This window comes from Bathymodiolus platifrons methanotrophic gill symbiont, from assembly GCF_002189065.1.
Classification (GTDB): Bacteria; Pseudomonadota; Gammaproteobacteria; order Methylococcales; family Methylomonadaceae; genus Methyloprofundus.
In genome coordinates this window covers 24,184-40,376 of the sequence record NZ_BDMN01000033.1, presented here as the reverse complement: position 1 = coordinate 40,376, position 16,193 = coordinate 24,184, and the positions used below count along the sequence as shown (strand labels likewise).

Below are 16,193 nucleotides of genomic sequence, written 5' to 3'. Positions count from 1 at the left end.
ATTTGAGCCGCCTGAGCCATCTTGGTCTGGAAAGGAACTACTTCCCCTCTTATCGTGGCTGTCTCTTTTTTTCCCTGAATTGTTTTTAAGGGCAGATAAAACCGGAAATCTAAAAATAAGCACGCCCAGCGACCTTTGACCTGTTTCAACAACCCCACCGATACAATATTTTGTGCCCATGGATATTTGCTTTGGTTCGACTTGGCCGCGTGGTCAAAAATTGCTTCACAACCGAAGATTTTCTTGCCTACTTTAGTGATAATGGAGTCATCCAAACCAACCAATATGCGGCCATCAGTTTCAGGGGACGGGATTAGCCCCCAGATAGTTTGCCATAGCCCAGCCCACGGTAGCGTTGGAGAAGCCATGAAAGTGTAAAATCGCTTATTCTTGATCTCAAACCCAAACAGCGTATCAAGGCAACGCCAAAGGTTAGATGTCATCGACGACGTAAAGGGAACGATAATGGACAGGATCGTGTAAACAAACAGAGAGGCTCGTTCGCGGCCTAAAGTGGTTTCGGAAAAATGATATTGAAGCGGGAGTAAAATATCGCGTAAAATGAACATGAATGAGGCCGTTTTGTTTGTATAATCAATGAGTTAACATCTTTTATTATACAGTAAAAACAGGTCTCATTCATCATTAACCTATTGTTTTTTAAGTAAATTCAAGGGTTTTAGCAAACGGAGTGCAGTGTTATTAGGGAATGCTAATATTTATTAAAAATAAGCACTAACTAATATGCTTATGCTTTAAAAACTAGGAAACTTCAGTTGATGGATTCCCAATCAATATAAAAGAATACAATCTGAAAACAACTTATTCATACATTCAACAATCTGTTACTGTTTACGGCTACTATAAAAAAGCCGAGCCATTTTTAAGCTTTGCTGCGCCCGTGCTACGGATTGGTATGGCAGCTAATCCAGTTATCGGAATTGCTCAAACAATCGCCATTGAAGCGGGAAAGCAGGTCGCAAAAAAAGGCTCAGAGAAGTATGCTTTAAATCTGTTACATGATGTTATAGAAATTATTGGCGAGCAGGCGACCACGATTTTTGGCGATAAGTCTTTTCGTTATCGTTGTGAGCACGGGATTTATGCTGTAGAACTTACAGAAATACTTTATCATTTTTCGCCTGTTCAACAGAGTGCTCTGGGAAAGGCTCTGAAAATTGTCACTGCCTTATCGATGCGCAGTGAATATGACCGAATTTTTATTTATCACTGCATGGCTCAGGGGAAAAGTGCCCAGCCAGAAAGGTTTGAAAATGATTTTTTTAGCCAGGAAGATAAGCAGAGAGTAGTGAATAAACTGAGTACTTTTGTCGAAAATAGTGTTATTCAAAAAGGAAATGAACAAGCAGAAAAAAAGCTTATAGGCTGGCGTAGAAAAATTGAATCGCGGTTTGGTATAAAAATTCAGTTAAAGATAGATAGCAATGATGCGGATTATTTAAGAACTAATCTTTGTTCAGGTTCTCCTGAAAAGAAAATAAAGCCTTTTTTAGCGCGTTATATATTAAGCATAATGGAACAAGGCGAAACGCCACAGTTTATTTATACTGATATTCGCTTTGCGGAATCTATAGAAACTGAAGCCTCTATAAGGGTATTGGAGAATAGCCGGTTATGGCTTATTGGTTCAAATAAACGACTTATATTGCTTGCTGTCGATAAAGAGAATAAGATTCTGCAAGTTTGGAACTATAATGCAGAACACAAAGAACAGCTATCTTTAGAGCGCATTAATCGAGTTGTGGCGGATGATTGCAGAGTGACTGGCGGTGTTTGGCAGGAGGCGGTCGATAAAGAGGAGGCACCAGAATTTATTATTGAAGGTAGAAATATAGCTAGTTACGATAACTATTTTCAGGTTTTACATGGCTTTAAAAGGATTTTGTCTTGAATGTTAAGGAAGCGGGGTCTTTGGCTCCGCATGGTGTCGGCGGGGCTAAAGACCCCGCTTCCAGTTTGATAATTACTTAACAACCCCAACGTAAATTAGCAGTATGCACAGGCGCATCCCATAATTCGATGAGTTCATCATCTAATAAAGTTACTGTGATTGAAATACCTGCCATATCCAGAGCAGTCGTATAATCACCCACTAAAGAGCGCTCAATAATTACGCCACGCTCTTCCCAGTATTGACATGCCTCATCAAAGACTAAATACTGCTCCATTGGAGGAGTTGCACCTAAGCCATTTACGTGTAGCAGAATTCTTTGACCTTTTTGCGGCTTTAAGTCATCCTCGATTTTTTTACAAATGATGGCAGTAATTTCTTTTGCGGTACCCAGTTTCATGGTTTCAATGCCACGCTCACCGTGTATGCCAACGCCCATTTCCATTTCATTTTCTGCTAGCTCAAAAGTCGGCTCGCTTAATGCAGGGATAGTACAACTTGTTAAGGCAACGCCCATCGATGCAGTCGTATCTGCAACACGATCACCGATGGCTTTACAAGTAGCCAGGTCTGCACCATTTTCTGCTGCAGCACCGACCATTTTTTCAACAATCAATGTGCCTGCAACACCGCGACGACCAATCGGGTGATCCTTCGGTAGGGAAACGTCATCTGCAACAATAACGGACGCAGACTCGCAGTCAGACATTTCTGCACCGATTTCAAAGTTCATTATATCGCCAGCGTAGTTTTTGACGATAAATATGACGCCCGCCCCGTTGTTAACTTCTTCTGCAGCCATCATCATTTGATCTGGTGTAGGAGAAGTAAATGTTTGCCCTGGGCAAGCTGCATCTAACATGCCTTTACCAACAAAGCCAGCATGTAGTGGTTCGTGCCCTGCGCCGCCGCCAGAAATTATCGCGACTTTGTTTGCAGCTACAGGAGCGGTGCGAGTGATAAAGCAAGGGTCAGGATTTAGCTTTAAAATATCACTGTGTGCTTTGGCAACGCCTTTGATGCTTTCATTAAACAGGCTGTCGATGGTGTTATAAAATTTTTTCATTATTGGTTTCCTGAAATTATTGTTGTTTTCCTGAGATAAGTTTTGGTATTCGTGTGGGATTATACTTCACTGATAAAAAATATGCATGTAAAAGCACGTATGTAAAACGCTGAATAGGACTTCATTCCACTATGGGTAATTCGGCTATATATGGCCTATGTCGGAATGCCATTTTGTAGGTTTATACACTAATAAAAATCTAGCGTATGACTACTGGTTCTGATGATGTCTATATAGTGAGTTGCGGACTGAAGTCCGCTCTACATAATAGTGTTATGCAGTATAATATCCGGTTAGGTTATTATTTAGCGATTTGTAGAAGTATTTATGTTCTTATTTTTTTCTTTTTTTAAGCGTAGTGCGCACGCAATTGACTCTTTGAATGAGCGAATTGGGCGTTTTGTGTCCTGGTTAACTTTAGTCATGGTTTTAGTGACATTTTGCATTGTGCTACTGCGCTATCTGTTTGATCTTAGCTGGGTGATGATGCAGGAGTCTATTATTTATCTGCATGGGCTGGTGTTTATGCTGGGGGCGGCTTATACGCTAAAACATGACGGGCATGTACGTGTGGATATTATCTATCAGCGCTGTACGCCAAAAATTAAGGCATGGATTGATTTACTGGGGACTCTGTTTTTATTGTTACCTGTGGCTGGCTTTATGCTCTGGAGCAGTTGGGAGTATGTCATGAGTTCCTGGGATATATTGGAAGGCTCACGTAATTCAGGTGGGCTACCTTTGGTTTATTTACTTAAAAGTTGTTTATTGCTTATGTCTGGGTTGTTGATTTTACAAGGCTTATCTTTATTAATGAGTGAAATAGTCTACATTTTTGAACCAGGAACAAAGCATGGATAGTTATATGGCGTTATGGATGTTTCTGGCAGTCTTTGTGGTCTTGCTGTCAGGCTATCCCGTTGCCTTTGTGCTGAGTGGCACTGCATTAATGTTTGCCTTATTAGGCTTGCAGCTAGATACTTTCGATGCTGACTTTTTAACCGCTTTGCCGAATCGTTTATTTGGCATCATGAATAATGAGACTTTAATAGCCGTGCCCTTATTTGTCTTTATGGGTGTGATGCTGGAACGTGCAAAGATTGCCGAGTCTTTACTGGAGGCAATGTCAGAATTATTTGGCTCTTTACATGGAGGTTTAGGTTTAGCGGTAACCATTGTAGGTATGCTGATGGCTGCCAGCACGGGAATAGTAGGGGCTACTGTTGTGACGATGGGCTTATTATCCTTGCCGACTATGCTAAAACGAGGCTATGACCCAAGCGTGTCCTGTGGGATTATCTGTGCTTCAGGGACCCTAGGGCAGATAATTCCTCCTTCAATTGTTCTGGTATTACTGGGTGATGTCATCTCTTCAGCTTATCAGCAGGCACAATTAGATATGGGGGTTTTCGCACCGGAAACTATTTCAGTCGGTGATTTATTTGCCGGAGCCATCTTGCCTGGGTTATTACTGGTAGGTTTATACCTGGTTTATATTTTTGTAACAGCATGGATATATCCCGATAAGCTACCAAAGCCGGAAAGAACCGAGAACCATCAACAGGGTTTTTATTTGCGTGTTTGCAAAAGCTTATTGCCTCCTTTAATGTTGATATTAGCAGTCTTAGGATCAATTGTTGGCGGGCTGGCAACGCCGACAGAAGCCGCTTCCGTGGGTGGGGCTGGGGCACTATTACTGGCATTTATCAATAAACAATTAAATAAAACTATATTGCTGGAAGTAATGCGCAATACCACGCAAATCACCAGCATGGTGTTTATGATACTTATTGGTGCGGCATTATTCTCACTGGTATTTAGAGGTTTTGAAGGTGATGAACTTATTGTTGGGCTTTTGTCTGATTTGCCCGGTGGGAAGTTTGGTGCATTGTTTATGGTGATGCTGGTGATGTTTTTACTCGGCTTTGTGCTGGATTTTATTGAAATTACCTTTGTTATAGTGCCCATCGTTGGACCGGTTCTATTGGCAATGGGGATTGATCCCGTTTGGCTAGGGATTATGATTGCTTTAAATTTACAAACGTCGTTTCTAACGCCACCTTTTGGCTTTGCATTGTTTTATTTGCGTGGCGTTGCTCCAGCCGAGGTAACGACTGGGCAAATTTATAAAGGTGTTATGCCTTTTATTGTCATACAATTACTGTTGCTGGGGATTTTGGCCTATTTTCCCGAGCTGGCAACCTGGTTACCCTCTCTAATTTATGCTTGATGCTCTAATACATAATCTTATGACATATAGACGATTATTAATTTTTATATTATTTAGCGTTGTATTAAACGCATGTGGTCAGCAGGGACCTTTATTTATGCCAATTGAAAATGAGACGATAGAAGATAAATCGATTGAAAACAGCAAGCCAGATGCAGGATTAGATTAATGGATTATTTTAACTACCGTGAGAATAGTCTTTGCGCAGAAGATGTAGCTATTGAGGAAATAGTCACTGAATACGGATCTCCCTGTTATATATATTCCAAAGCAACTTTAGAGCGTCATTGGCATGCTTTTGATTCGGCTTTCGGTAAGCAGGCTCATTTGATCTGTTATGCGGTTAAAGCTAATTCCAATATTGCCATTTTAAATACTCTGGCGCGATTAGGTTCTGGTTTTGATATCGTTTCATTGGGTGAACTGGAGCGAGTGCTTGTAGCAAAAGGCGACCCAAAAAAGGTGGTTTTTTCGGGTGTCGGTAAGCGAGAAGATGAAATTAGAGCTGCGTTACAGGCAGGTATTCGCTGTTTTAATATTGAAGTTAAAGGTGAGCTGGATAGAATAAACCAGATAGCTGGTGAATTAGGGATGATAGCCCCCGTTTCTTTTCGGGTAAACCCGGATGTAGATGCCAAAACACACCCTTATATTTCTACGGGTTTAAAAGAAAATAAATTTGGTATTGATATAGCTGGAGCATTGGGTGAGTATCGCCGGGCAGCTGCAATGCAGCATATTGAGATAGTGGGTATTGATTGTCATATCGGTTCACAACTCACTGAAACGCGACCTTTTTTAGATGCTTTAGATCGTGTGTTGAAAATTGTGGATGCTCTAAAAGCGGAAGGGATAAATTTACATCATCTTGATTTAGGTGGTGGTTTAGGTATTTGTTATAACGATGAAACACCACCTGAACCGGCTGAATATGTTGCTGCTCTTCTAGAGCGTCTAGGGCATAATGAATTAGAAATTTTATTAGAACCTGGGCGAGCCATTGCTGGAAATGCCGGGATTCTAGTAACTAAAGTTGAATATTTAAAACCGACAGAACATAAAAACTTTGCCATTGTTGATGCAGCGATGAATGATTTGGTGCGTCCATCGCTCTATAGTTCCTGGCAGGCTATTATTCCAGTTCAGTTGGGTAGTAAAGAGCTTGAGAAAGTCTGGGATATTGTCGGGCCAGTGTGTGAAACGGGTGATTTTCTGGGAAAAGATCGATGCTTAGCGTTAAGAGAGGGAGATCTATTAGCTATTCGCTCGTCGGGAGCCTACGGTTTCACCATGAGCTCAAATTATAACTCACGCCCTAGAGTAGCGGAGCTTATGGTTGATGGCGAGAATACCCATCTTATCAGAGAGCGAGAAACTATTGCGCAGCTATGGGCGGGTGAGCATTTATTGTAGAGCGGACTTTAGCCCGCTATGATTAATTTAAGGTAGGGCGCGGCTTTAGCCCGCCTTTAGTGGCTTCCTATCGGCGGGCTAAAGCCGCGCCCTACAGTGATGAAGATTTATGGAATCGTTTAATGTTAATTGAATTTACAAAAATGCATGGTCTGGGCAATGACTTTGTCGTGATAGATGCTATTCGGCAGGAGATTACTCTGTCACCCGAACAAATTCGATTTATTGCTGACCGTCACTTTGGTGTGGGCTGTGATCAGTTGTTATTAGTAGAGTATGGCCAGCATTCTGATGCTGATTTCCGCTATCGTATCTTCAATGCAGATGGTAGTGAAGTTGCGCAATGTGGGAATGGGGCTCGCTGTTTTGCACGCTTTATCAGAGATAAAAAATTGTCTTATAAAGACAATATCCTGGTGGATACACATGCTGGGCAGCTGTTGTTAACTTTTGATGATGATGATGGTTTAATTACTGTCAACATGGGGGTGCCCCGGCATAAACCAGCACTTATTCCTCTGCAAACAGAGCAGGAAGAAAAGTTTTATACGGTTAAAGTTGGTGATGTGGAAAAGGCCTTTGGTGCAGTATCTTTAGGTAATCCCCATGCGGTATTACAGGTGACCGATGTGAAACTGGCCGCTGTTGAAGAAGTAGGGGAAGCTTTGGAAAGTCATGTGTTTTTTCCGGAAAGGGCGAACATTGGCTTTATGCAAGTGATTGATAAAAATAATATAAAATTGCGTGTCTATGAAAGAGGGGCTGGTGAAACACTAGCTTGTGGTAGTGGCGCCTGTGCCGCAGTGGTCATAGGTATAGAGCAGCATCTATTAGCTAATAATGTGCTGGTTGAGTTGCCGGGTGGGCAGCTTAAAATTTATTGGGAAGGGCGTGATCATCCAGTCTTTATGACCGGACCTGCCGTCAGTATTTTTGGAGGAAGTATAGAGATATGAATGAACTGGGTTCAACAGAAGTGGAAGCTTATTTAAAACAGCATCCAGAATTTTTTCATGAGCATCTGGAGTTATTAGAGCATATTAGTATTCCTCATCCTAGTGGTGACGCAGTATCATTGATTTCTAAGCAATTAGAATTATTTCGCAACCGCCATCATGAGATGGAAGCACAGTTAAATGGTCTGATTGAAATTGCCAGAGATAATGATAATTCAGCCAATAAAATGCATGAGTTAACCCTGGCTGTACTTGAGGCGGATACGCTGGAAACAGCGATTGAAAACCTGAATGTGGTCTTGGCTGAATGTTTTCTAACTGATTTTTTTGCCGTCAGAATTATTAGTGCAGAAAAAAATAAAACGGCTTTGGCAGATTTATTTGTTGATCCAGAAAGTGAGGAGTTAACGCATTTTATCACCGAACTAAATAGTAATAAGGCTAACTGTGGGCGACCTACTTTGGCGCAAGCTAGATTCCTGTTTGGTGAAAATGCGCTGGAAGTTAGATCATGCGTTATTATTCCTATGGCTTATACTGAAATTGAAGGCTTGATTGCCATTGGTAGTCGGGAAGAAGATCGATTTCATTATAGTATGGGACATCTATTTTTAACGCAAATAAGTGAAATTATAGGTACGCGTTTTGCAGCGTTGTTAAGGTGATTTCTGTCAAATAACATACCAGCTTACTTGTCTTTTTATCCTTCTTCGGCGTTGCGACTACAGTTACATAGCACAACTATGCGCCTGTAATCTCGCCCCCGTATCAAGTACGGGGCAGGCTTTGAAGATGAACAAAAATCCTATGTTATCTGGTATATTCTTTTCCGACAATCACCTAAAGTAAGTATATTGATATGCAAGAGCAAGCCAGGCAGCAAGTTATCGATTTTCTAACTCAGTTAAAAGTTGAAAGGCGTGTTTCAGAGCATACAGTCAAGAACTACCAAAGGGATTTAAAGAATTTAAGTCTTTTTTGTGTGAGTTATAAGTATGAAGACTGGGGAGCGTTGAGTTCAGCTGATATTCTTAAGCATGTAGCAGAACGGCATCGTTCCGGGCTTAGTAGCAAAAGTTTGCAACGTGAACTTTCTGCGATAAGAAGTTTTTATTTATTTTTAATGAAAGCAGGGCTCGTAGAAAACAATCCGGCACAACATGTTAAAGCACCGAAACAAGCTAGAAAACTACCTAAAACGCTGGATGTAGATCAAGTCAGTGCGCTACTGGATGCAGGAGCAAATTCGGTTTTAGAGTTACGTGATGTAGCGATGTTCGAGCTATTTTATTCCTCTGGCTTGCGCTTGAGTGAATTGAGTTCATTAAACCTGGCTGATATTGATATTCATGATAAACAGTTAACTGTGGTCAGCGGTAAAGGTGGGAAATCACGCCTATTACCTATGGGGACTAAGGCAATTAAAGTATTGCAAGAATGGCTTAAAGTTCGCCCTGCTGTAGATGATGAAAAGGCACTGTTTACCAGCGTTAAAGGTACGCGCCTGGGTAATCGTAGTATCCAGTTACGCTTAAAACAATGGTGTATTAAAAAAGGTGTTCCGGAATCAGTGAACCCGCATATGCTACGCCACTCTTTTGCCACGCACTTACTGGAAGCCAGTCAGGACTTGAGGGCTGTGCAAGAATTGCTGGGCCACGAAAACATCAGTACCACACAAATTTATACGCATTTAGACTTTCAACATCTGGCTGAAGTGTATGACCAGGCACATCCAAGAGCTAAAAAATCTAAATAATTGACGGGGACATTTTCATCGCTTATTAATCTATGCCTATCGATTATAAATAGTGTTACTATAGTGCTCATTTGTTTGCGTAAATGAAATAGACTTCGGGTGCTTACAACTAAGGGGCGAGGGTTTAATAATACCCGAAAGTATGGCGCAGTAGTTGGCTGCATAGTCGTACTAGGAAAATAGGCGCATAGCAGGCTACGCAACTGTTTTTCTAGGCCGGCTGTGGAGTCAAGATAAGTCAGACTAATTCTCGTTCCTAATGATTTATAGCGGCCAATGTATTGTTATAGCTGCTTGCGGGAACTGACTATGCGCAGGTTTTAGCGCGCCCGTATCAAGTGCGGGACAAGGCTTGACTCGACAAAAAACAACCTCCTGTACTACACCCACCCATGATTTCGTGAACTATAGGCAGCTTTTGAGTTTGCAGATAGATTAAATTAATTGAATAGGATTATAAAATGGCAGCAAGCGACTTTTCGCAAGAGGCAGAATCTAAAGGATTTGCATGGTTTCTCGGCGTTCTTTGCGCGTTTTCTGTAATAGCTATTGTGGTATTAGGCGGTTACTGGAGCATAGAGCCTAGATCTTTCGATGTGGTAGCAGAAGCCAAGATGAATCAGGAAAAGAACGGTATTGAAAATTCATCTATCGATGGGTACATATATCCCGATGGATATGTCTATGCAAATACTTTAGTACATATTGCAGAGGTATTACTTTACAAGCCTGGCGGTTATCTTACTAATGATGTGGGTGTACCCGGTGTACTACTGGATAATATTCCCAGCTGGGAATATGGGGCACTGATTATGTTGCGTGATGGTGCTTCTGCATTAAGAAATCACCTGGCGCGTGCGCAGTCTCAATCAGCTGAAGACCCGGATTTAGCCAGGGCTGAGCCATATTTCTACTATGAGCGTAATTCATGGGCTTTGCCATCTACTGAAGCGGAATATGAAAAGGGGATTGAAGCGTTACATATATATATGGCGCGTTTAGCAGACTCTACCAATAAAAACCCGGGACATTTTTATTCCAGAGCAGACAATTTATGGCAATATGTAGAGATTATTATTAAACGCCTGGGTGGTATTTCAACACGGTTGTCAGCCAGTACAGATCGCTATGAAGCTTATGATCTTAAACAGGAAAAATCAAATGCAATTTCACAGACTACCTGGATGCAACTGGATGACGAATTCTGGCAGGCGCGAGGCTCATGCTGGGCATTGCTGCATATATTAAGAGCTATTAAACATGATTTTAGACTAATTCTGGAAGATAAGCGTGCGATGGATACTGTCGATATTATGATTCATGAAATGGAAAATGCTTTGGCACCCATTACCAGTCCGGTTATTTTGAATGGTGATGGCTTTGGTATTTCTGCTAATTATTCATTGGCAATGGCTAGTTATGTTTCGCGTGCTAGTGCAGCGGCACTTGATTTACGTGATGTAATGAACAGAGGTTAAAAAAATAATGGAAGAAGAGTTACAAGATAATCTTAAGCAAGTCAGTACCTGGAAGCGGATTGGCTTTATACTGATTTTTGCTGTGATAGCAGGTGTTGTACGTACCTTGATATGGGTTGTGGTGTTGTTGCAAATTGCTTCTGCTTTATTAACGGGTAATACCAATCAGCATATTTTAGGTTTTGGTCAGAAATTAGCGGCTTATTTGTATCATATAATGCTATTTATGACCTTTAATACCGATACTGTTCCTTTCCCTTTTTCTGATTGGGGTTTAACAGAGGAAGCGATTAATAACAGGGATTTAGTCGCTAAAAAATAATGCGATGACAGGGGTAAAGCCGGCACCGCTGCGTAAAATTATTCATATAGATATGGATGCTTTTTTTGCAGCGGTTGAACAGCGGGATAACCCAAAGTACCAGAATAAGCCCATCATTGTGGGTGGCGCACCTGATAGTCGTGGCGTGGTTGCCACCTGTAGTTATGAAGCAAGAAAATACGGCATTCATTCAGCTATGCCGTCATCAAGGGCCTTCCGTTTATGTCCTCAGGCAATATTTGTCAAACCTCGTTTTGCAATTTACAAAGAGGCTTCATCAGCCATTCGTCAGATTTTTTATCAATACACCTCTCAGGTTGAGCCGGTATCACTGGATGAGGCTTATTTAGATGTGAGTGGTAGTGAGCTTTGTGAGGGTTCCGCGAGTCGAATTGCGCAAAAAATAAAGCAACAAATTTTATCAGAGACTGGCCTAGTGGCATCGGCAGGCGTTTCTTATAATAAATTTTTTGCAAAAATTGCCTCTGATATGGATAAACCAGACGGGCTATATTTGATAACGCCAGACCAAGGCCAGGCTTTTGTTGCGCAACTAGCTATTGGAAAATTTCATGGAGTAGGCAAGGCAACAGAGCGAAAAATGCATGAATTGGGCATAAAAAATGGAGCAGATCTTAAACAGTTTTCTTTACCCGTTTTACAGCAACATTTTGGCAAGTCTGCTTTATTTTTTTATAAGATTGCCCAGGGGATCGATGAGCGGCCAGTCAAAACAGATCGTGAAAGTAAATCTATAGGGACAGAAACAACCTACGCCCAGGACCTGCAACAGAGTCATGAAATTTACCAGCAATTAACTGAGTTACTGGATAAGGCTCTATTGAAGGTTCAAGCTAAAAAGCTTTATGCCCGTACGTTGACGGTAAAAGTAAAATATCATGATTTTCAGCAGATTACCCGGAGTCTCACCTTTAATAGGCCGATCAAAAATCAGTTACCAACAACGCCTGTATTTAGGCAATTATTACAAAAAGATGGCATAGGGCAGAGTAGAATACGCTTATTAGGTATTACTTTGTCATCACTGGAAAAACAAACAAACTACTATCGGCAGATGGATTTATTTGATTAGTTTTGGGCTCAATATGAGTAAGGGGGAGCTGAGTTACGCCGCGCAGCTTTCGCGAGTGATGCGCTTCGTGTCTCAGCACACCCTATGGAGCCAGTCATTATAATTATTAAAAAACTCAAGAGAGGGCAAGATGCAAATGGCAATGTGGGAAAGTGTGTTACTGGGTGTAATGGCGTTGGGTCTTATTTTCTGGATGGGCCCTGGTATTAAGGCTACGTTACAACGAAGTAAAGAGGCTCCTAAGGATTGGTTAGGGGCACTAGTACCTATTGGTGGTGTAGTATTATTTGTTATATTTTTAATCATGATGGTTTGATATGAGTGAATTGATAGAGACAGATCAGGAAGAAGAGCAGACTTGGGCCATTAGGCCAAATAAATCACAAATTAAACGTGATATATCCGCGATAGGCGGTTTATGTGAAGAGATAACGCAATTAGCACCTGCTCAGATAGAGCGTTTAGGTTTACCTGAGAATATCCAGGCAGCGATAATGGAAGCTACAAAAATGCCAGCAAAAGCGGCTAGAAAACGGCAGCTAAAATTTATTACGGGTTTGATGCGTAAGATAGATGTTGAGTCTATTCAAGAACAATTAGATAAAATAAAAACGAAAAGTGTTCATGCGACACGTGAACTGCATCAGTTAGAGCGCTGGCGTGAACGATTTTTATCCGATGATAAACAGGTATTAACTGAGTTTCTGGCACAAAACCCTGGTGCTGATGCACAGTACCTACGTCAGTTGATACGCAATGCTAAAAAAGAAATAGCTAATGAAAAACCGCCTAAATCTTCGCGGTTATTGTTTCGTTATTTAAGGGAGTTGTTAGAGAGCGAAGCAGACAAGGTTGAAGATTAGGGACGTGCCGAGTTTTTATTCAAGATTTTTTAACTCTTTTACAAACGCTAAAGCTAGGCCTACATACAAGCGTATGGTGGAAAATCTCGAATATAACCGCTTTAGTGTAGCACTCAGTTTTCCCACAAAATCCGTGCTCAATCGCGCTTTCCAGGATAATTAATTTAGGAATACAGTTACGAATGTTTAACCAGTTTATTAGAGTTTTTTTATTGACGTTTTTGCTTTTCCTATCGTTCCAGTTGCAAGCGGCTAATGATGAAGAAAGGTATGTCGTAATCGTTGACATATTTAAAAATGTGGGTGAAATCAATCAGGAAATTACGGCTATTGCTGAGGATGATGTAAAACTTCAGGCCCTGCTCCAAAATAGAAATGTCGTATTTCAGAACCTGCTATTGGTTATACGTGGATCTTTTATCGATTATGATGTGCAGGAAATAGGTAACGCAGAACTAAAATTACTACAATCTAAAATCAGTATTAATCGCTCGCGAGGGAATACAGTCGCAGTGCAGCGTGATCGTTATACTACCGACTATATATTAATTAAACGGAAAATGGGGGCGTATGTCGTCTATTTAGTTGAGGCGAGCCGGGACTATAAGGCAAAAGATGAAATAATCAAGGAAACCCAAAAAAGAATCAAATCGATCAAGAATAAAATTAATTCAATATCGGCAGCACTTGAAGGTGATAGTGAGATTTATCAGGATGTAGAAAAAAACCGTATCCAGTTATTGAGAGTCTATACTGTTTATCAGGATTTCCTGGAGTATGTTTTAGCCAACCCTGATAAGATCGTTACCACCAGTTTTATTCAGAAAATTTCTTTAATAAGTGCTATTTCATACTTTAATAGTCTTGATGTATTTAGAGATATTAATTTCAATATTGCACCTATGCGGATTGATATGGGTGGAATTATTGTTTCCATGTGCATAATTTTATTAAATATTATTGCTTTCCCCTTTGTTTCGAGAGCAAGTAACCGGCTGGTTGAGCGGTTTATTTTGAATGATGGGAAAGTGGAAAATATAGAGCTGGTGTTTGTTAGTATGCACAAACCTATTCTGTATTTAATGCTTTTTTTCGGCATTGATTTAGCCTTGAATGCGCTGTTATATAAAACTGAAGTTAAAATAACCATCGATTATTTAATTTATTTTATCTATAGCGGACTTTATATCTATTTGCTGTTTAATTTAATCGATAGTGTTGCTGCGGTTCACTCTGAGCAAGCGAATAGGCGCAACCAGGCGTATAGTAAAGAGCTAGTTATATTGCTGGTTAAGACTTTGAAAGGAGTCGTTTTTTTGGTTGTATTAACTCTTTTATTAAGCCATTTGGGTATTAATATCACTGCCATTCTTTCTACTTTAGGGATAGGAGGCTTGGCGTTTGCGATGGCAGCCAAGGATAGTCTGTCAAATTTTTTTGGTGGCCTGAATATCATGATCGACCGTATTTTTAAAATGGGCGACTGGATAAAAATTGGTGATGTTGAAGGAACTGTGGTGGAAATTGGATTGCGTAGCACTACGGTGAGAACTTTTGATAATGCTTTGGTCACTATGCCAAACTCTTTGGTATCAACGGCAAGTGTATTGAACTGGAATCGTCGTTCGGTGGGCCGACGTATCAAAATGCATATAGGAGTGACCTATGAGAGTAATATGGATGATATTCGCCAGGCACTAGAAGATATTAAACAAATGCTTGCGGAGCATCCCGGGATAGCTAGCCCCAAAGAAAAAGATCTATCAAAACAGGCAAGAAACAAGTTCTTATCTCAGGAAGATGTGCATGGTATTAAAGCGACTCAGCTGGTGTATTTAGATCGTTATAATGACTTTTCGATTGATATTTTGATTTACTGTTTTTCAAAAACAGTAAACTGGGAAAAATGGCTGGAAGTCAAACAGGATGTGTTATTTAAAATTGCTGATATTCTGGAAAAAAATAACCTTTCTTTTGCGTACCCAACCAATGTACAGATTAATCGTGATGAGGAAAGTTCAACGCTGGGTAGGCATGATCTATTAGCTGAATAAAAATGTAGTTGGGGTCTTTAGAAAATAGAAGAACCAGTCAGGGAAGGCACAGTTACTGGTTACATTAGGACCATTAATAATAGTAAGGGATTACTAGCGAGATGCAAGCGTCAATATAAAATCAGTTTCAATTATCAAGTCTTTAGCATGCTGAATTTTATTTTGTGTTGCTGCATTAGCGCGCCATGCGAAAGGAGTCATTTGCAATAATGCCATGCGCTGATCCTGATCAGGCTGAATGTTAAAGCTAACTCTCTGGCTTTCTATTTGTGAGAAACCAGTTGGTAGAGGTACATCAATAGAGTGTTCTTTGACGTTAGTGTAGATAAACTCTTTTAATTGCCATAAATGCCTTGGGCCTGGGGTGACAATTAATAATAAGCCACTGGGCTTTAGGAGCCGGGCCATTTCCTTTGCATCGGAGGGCGCATAGACTCTAAATAATAAATCAAAATATTCATCGGCATAGGGCATGCTTTTGCTACTAGCAACGATAAACCTGGCATTTTTTTGTTTTTTCGCGGCAGCAAAAATAGCATTTTTGGCAATGTCTATACCATGTAAATTCAAGTCTTCAGGGTTCTTGGCTAAAGACTCGATTTGTCGGCAGTAGTAGCCCTCTCCGCAGCCGACATCCAGAATATTCATGGGTATAGTTTCTGGTCTGTGTTTTTCGATAATATTGGTTAGCGCCTGTGCCATGGGCTGATAAAAACCCGCTTCGAGAAAATTACGTCGTGCACGCATCATTGCCCTGCTATCCCCGGGCTCTTTAGGTTTTTTATGCTGTGCGGGGAGCAGATTTAAGTAGCCTTCTTTTGCCTGATCAAAGTGATGTTTTTTGGTGCAATAGTAGCCTTTAGAGGGCAGGTGGTGCATAAGAGGGTTTTGGCAAATAGGGCAAATATAGGGCATGGCTTACTTAAATAGTAGGGGCGGGGCTTAAGCCCGCTATCTTTATGAATTATCCTGAAACATCAGTTGCACGTTAGCTATACTTAGGCACATGGAAACACACATCATCCATCCTTGCTGGTCTTTTTGTCC

The 16,193-nt window shown here is 40.8% G+C and carries 16 protein-coding genes and 1 pseudogene; 14 read left to right on the top strand and 3 right to left on the bottom strand.

What is annotated here, in order from left to right:
• A pseudogene (locus CDZ78_RS21005) lies at positions 1-569 on the bottom strand (IS701 family transposase); the annotation flags it as partial.
• A 347-nt stretch (positions 570-916) separates the two neighbouring features.
• On the opposite strand from CDZ78_RS21005, the gene CDZ78_RS02520 reads away from it, so the two are divergent.
• Positions 917-1,912 carry a hypothetical protein gene (locus CDZ78_RS02520; RefSeq protein ID WP_087868553.1) on the top strand — a complete coding sequence of 332 codons (996 nt, stop codon included), beginning with the start codon at positions 917-919 and terminating at the stop codon, positions 1,910-1,912.
• A 76-nt stretch (positions 1,913-1,988) separates the two neighbouring features.
• Here CDZ78_RS02520 and dhaK read toward each other — a convergent pair whose 3' ends face one another.
• Positions 1,989-2,978 (bottom strand): dihydroxyacetone kinase subunit DhaK, encoded by a 990-nt coding sequence (gene dhaK, locus CDZ78_RS02515; RefSeq protein WP_087868552.1) that lies wholly within the window; start codon positions 2,976-2,978, stop codon positions 1,989-1,991.
• 327 nt (positions 2,979-3,305) lie between these two features.
• On the opposite strand from dhaK, the gene CDZ78_RS02510 reads away from it, so the two are divergent.
• From CDZ78_RS02510 to CDZ78_RS02455, 13 genes are all read left to right on the top strand, one after another.
• On the top strand, positions 3,306-3,839 hold the full coding sequence (locus CDZ78_RS02510) for a TRAP transporter small permease subunit (RefSeq protein WP_087868551.1): 534 nt from the start codon (positions 3,306-3,308) through the stop codon (positions 3,837-3,839).
• Positions 3,832-5,208 (top strand): TRAP transporter large permease, encoded by a 1,377-nt coding sequence (locus CDZ78_RS02505; RefSeq protein WP_087868550.1) that lies wholly within the window; start codon positions 3,832-3,834, stop codon positions 5,206-5,208. Before CDZ78_RS02510 ends, CDZ78_RS02505 begins: the two co-directional genes overlap by 8 nt.
• A gap of 19 nt (positions 5,209-5,227) precedes the next feature.
• Complete coding sequence (locus CDZ78_RS21000) at positions 5,228-5,377, top strand: LptM family lipoprotein (RefSeq protein ID WP_140413847.1); 150 nt, start codon at positions 5,228-5,230, stop codon at positions 5,375-5,377.
• Positions 5,377-6,621: a diaminopimelate decarboxylase gene (gene lysA, locus CDZ78_RS02500; protein WP_087868549.1), complete on the top strand. Its 1,245-nt coding sequence runs from the start codon at positions 5,377-5,379 to the stop codon at positions 6,619-6,621. Before CDZ78_RS21000 ends, lysA begins: the two co-directional genes overlap by 1 nt.
• A gap of 122 nt (positions 6,622-6,743) precedes the next feature.
• The gene (dapF, locus tag CDZ78_RS02495) at positions 6,744-7,577 is read left to right on the top strand and encodes a diaminopimelate epimerase (protein ID WP_087868556.1); all 834 of its coding nucleotides are present in this window, start codon (positions 6,744-6,746) and stop codon (positions 7,575-7,577) included.
• Positions 7,574-8,242, top strand: coding sequence for a DUF484 family protein (locus tag CDZ78_RS02490; protein ID WP_087868548.1), 669 nt, complete (start codon positions 7,574-7,576; stop codon positions 8,240-8,242). Before dapF ends, CDZ78_RS02490 begins: the two co-directional genes overlap by 4 nt.
• A 194-nt stretch (positions 8,243-8,436) precedes the next feature.
• Positions 8,437-9,336 carry a tyrosine recombinase XerC gene (xerC, locus tag CDZ78_RS02485; RefSeq protein WP_087868547.1) on the top strand — a complete coding sequence of 300 codons (900 nt, stop codon included), beginning with the start codon at positions 8,437-8,439 and terminating at the stop codon, positions 9,334-9,336.
• A gap of 461 nt (positions 9,337-9,797) precedes the next feature.
• Positions 9,798-10,814: a DUF2333 family protein gene (locus CDZ78_RS02480; protein ID WP_087868546.1), complete on the top strand. Its 1,017-nt coding sequence runs from the start codon at positions 9,798-9,800 to the stop codon at positions 10,812-10,814.
• Between the two features lie 7 nt (positions 10,815-10,821).
• Positions 10,822-11,136: a DUF4389 domain-containing protein gene (locus CDZ78_RS02475; protein WP_087868545.1), complete on the top strand. Its 315-nt coding sequence runs from the start codon at positions 10,822-10,824 to the stop codon at positions 11,134-11,136.
• Between the two features lie 4 nt (positions 11,137-11,140).
• Entirely contained in the window at positions 11,141-12,229 is a 1,089-nt protein-coding gene (gene dinB, locus CDZ78_RS02470) for a DNA polymerase IV (protein WP_087868544.1), read from the top strand.
• A 130-nt stretch (positions 12,230-12,359) separates the two neighbouring features.
• Complete coding sequence (locus tag CDZ78_RS02465) at positions 12,360-12,545, top strand: hypothetical protein (RefSeq protein WP_087868543.1); 186 nt, start codon at positions 12,360-12,362, stop codon at positions 12,543-12,545.
• A 1-nt stretch (position 12,546) separates the two neighbouring features.
• Positions 12,547-13,092 (top strand): ribosome biogenesis factor YjgA, encoded by a 546-nt coding sequence (gene yjgA / locus CDZ78_RS02460; RefSeq protein ID WP_087868542.1) that lies wholly within the window; start codon positions 12,547-12,549, stop codon positions 13,090-13,092.
• 299 nt (positions 13,093-13,391) lie between these two features.
• Complete coding sequence (locus tag CDZ78_RS02455) at positions 13,392-15,146, top strand: mechanosensitive ion channel family protein (protein WP_167374144.1); 1,755 nt, start codon at positions 13,392-13,394, stop codon at positions 15,144-15,146.
• 93 nt (positions 15,147-15,239) lie between these two features.
• On the opposite strand, the gene rlmA is transcribed toward CDZ78_RS02455, so the two are convergent.
• Positions 15,240-16,061, bottom strand: coding sequence for a 23S rRNA (guanine(745)-N(1))-methyltransferase (gene rlmA, locus CDZ78_RS02450; RefSeq protein ID WP_087868540.1), 822 nt, complete (start codon positions 16,059-16,061; stop codon positions 15,240-15,242).
• Positions 16,062-16,193 lie beyond the last annotated feature (132 nt).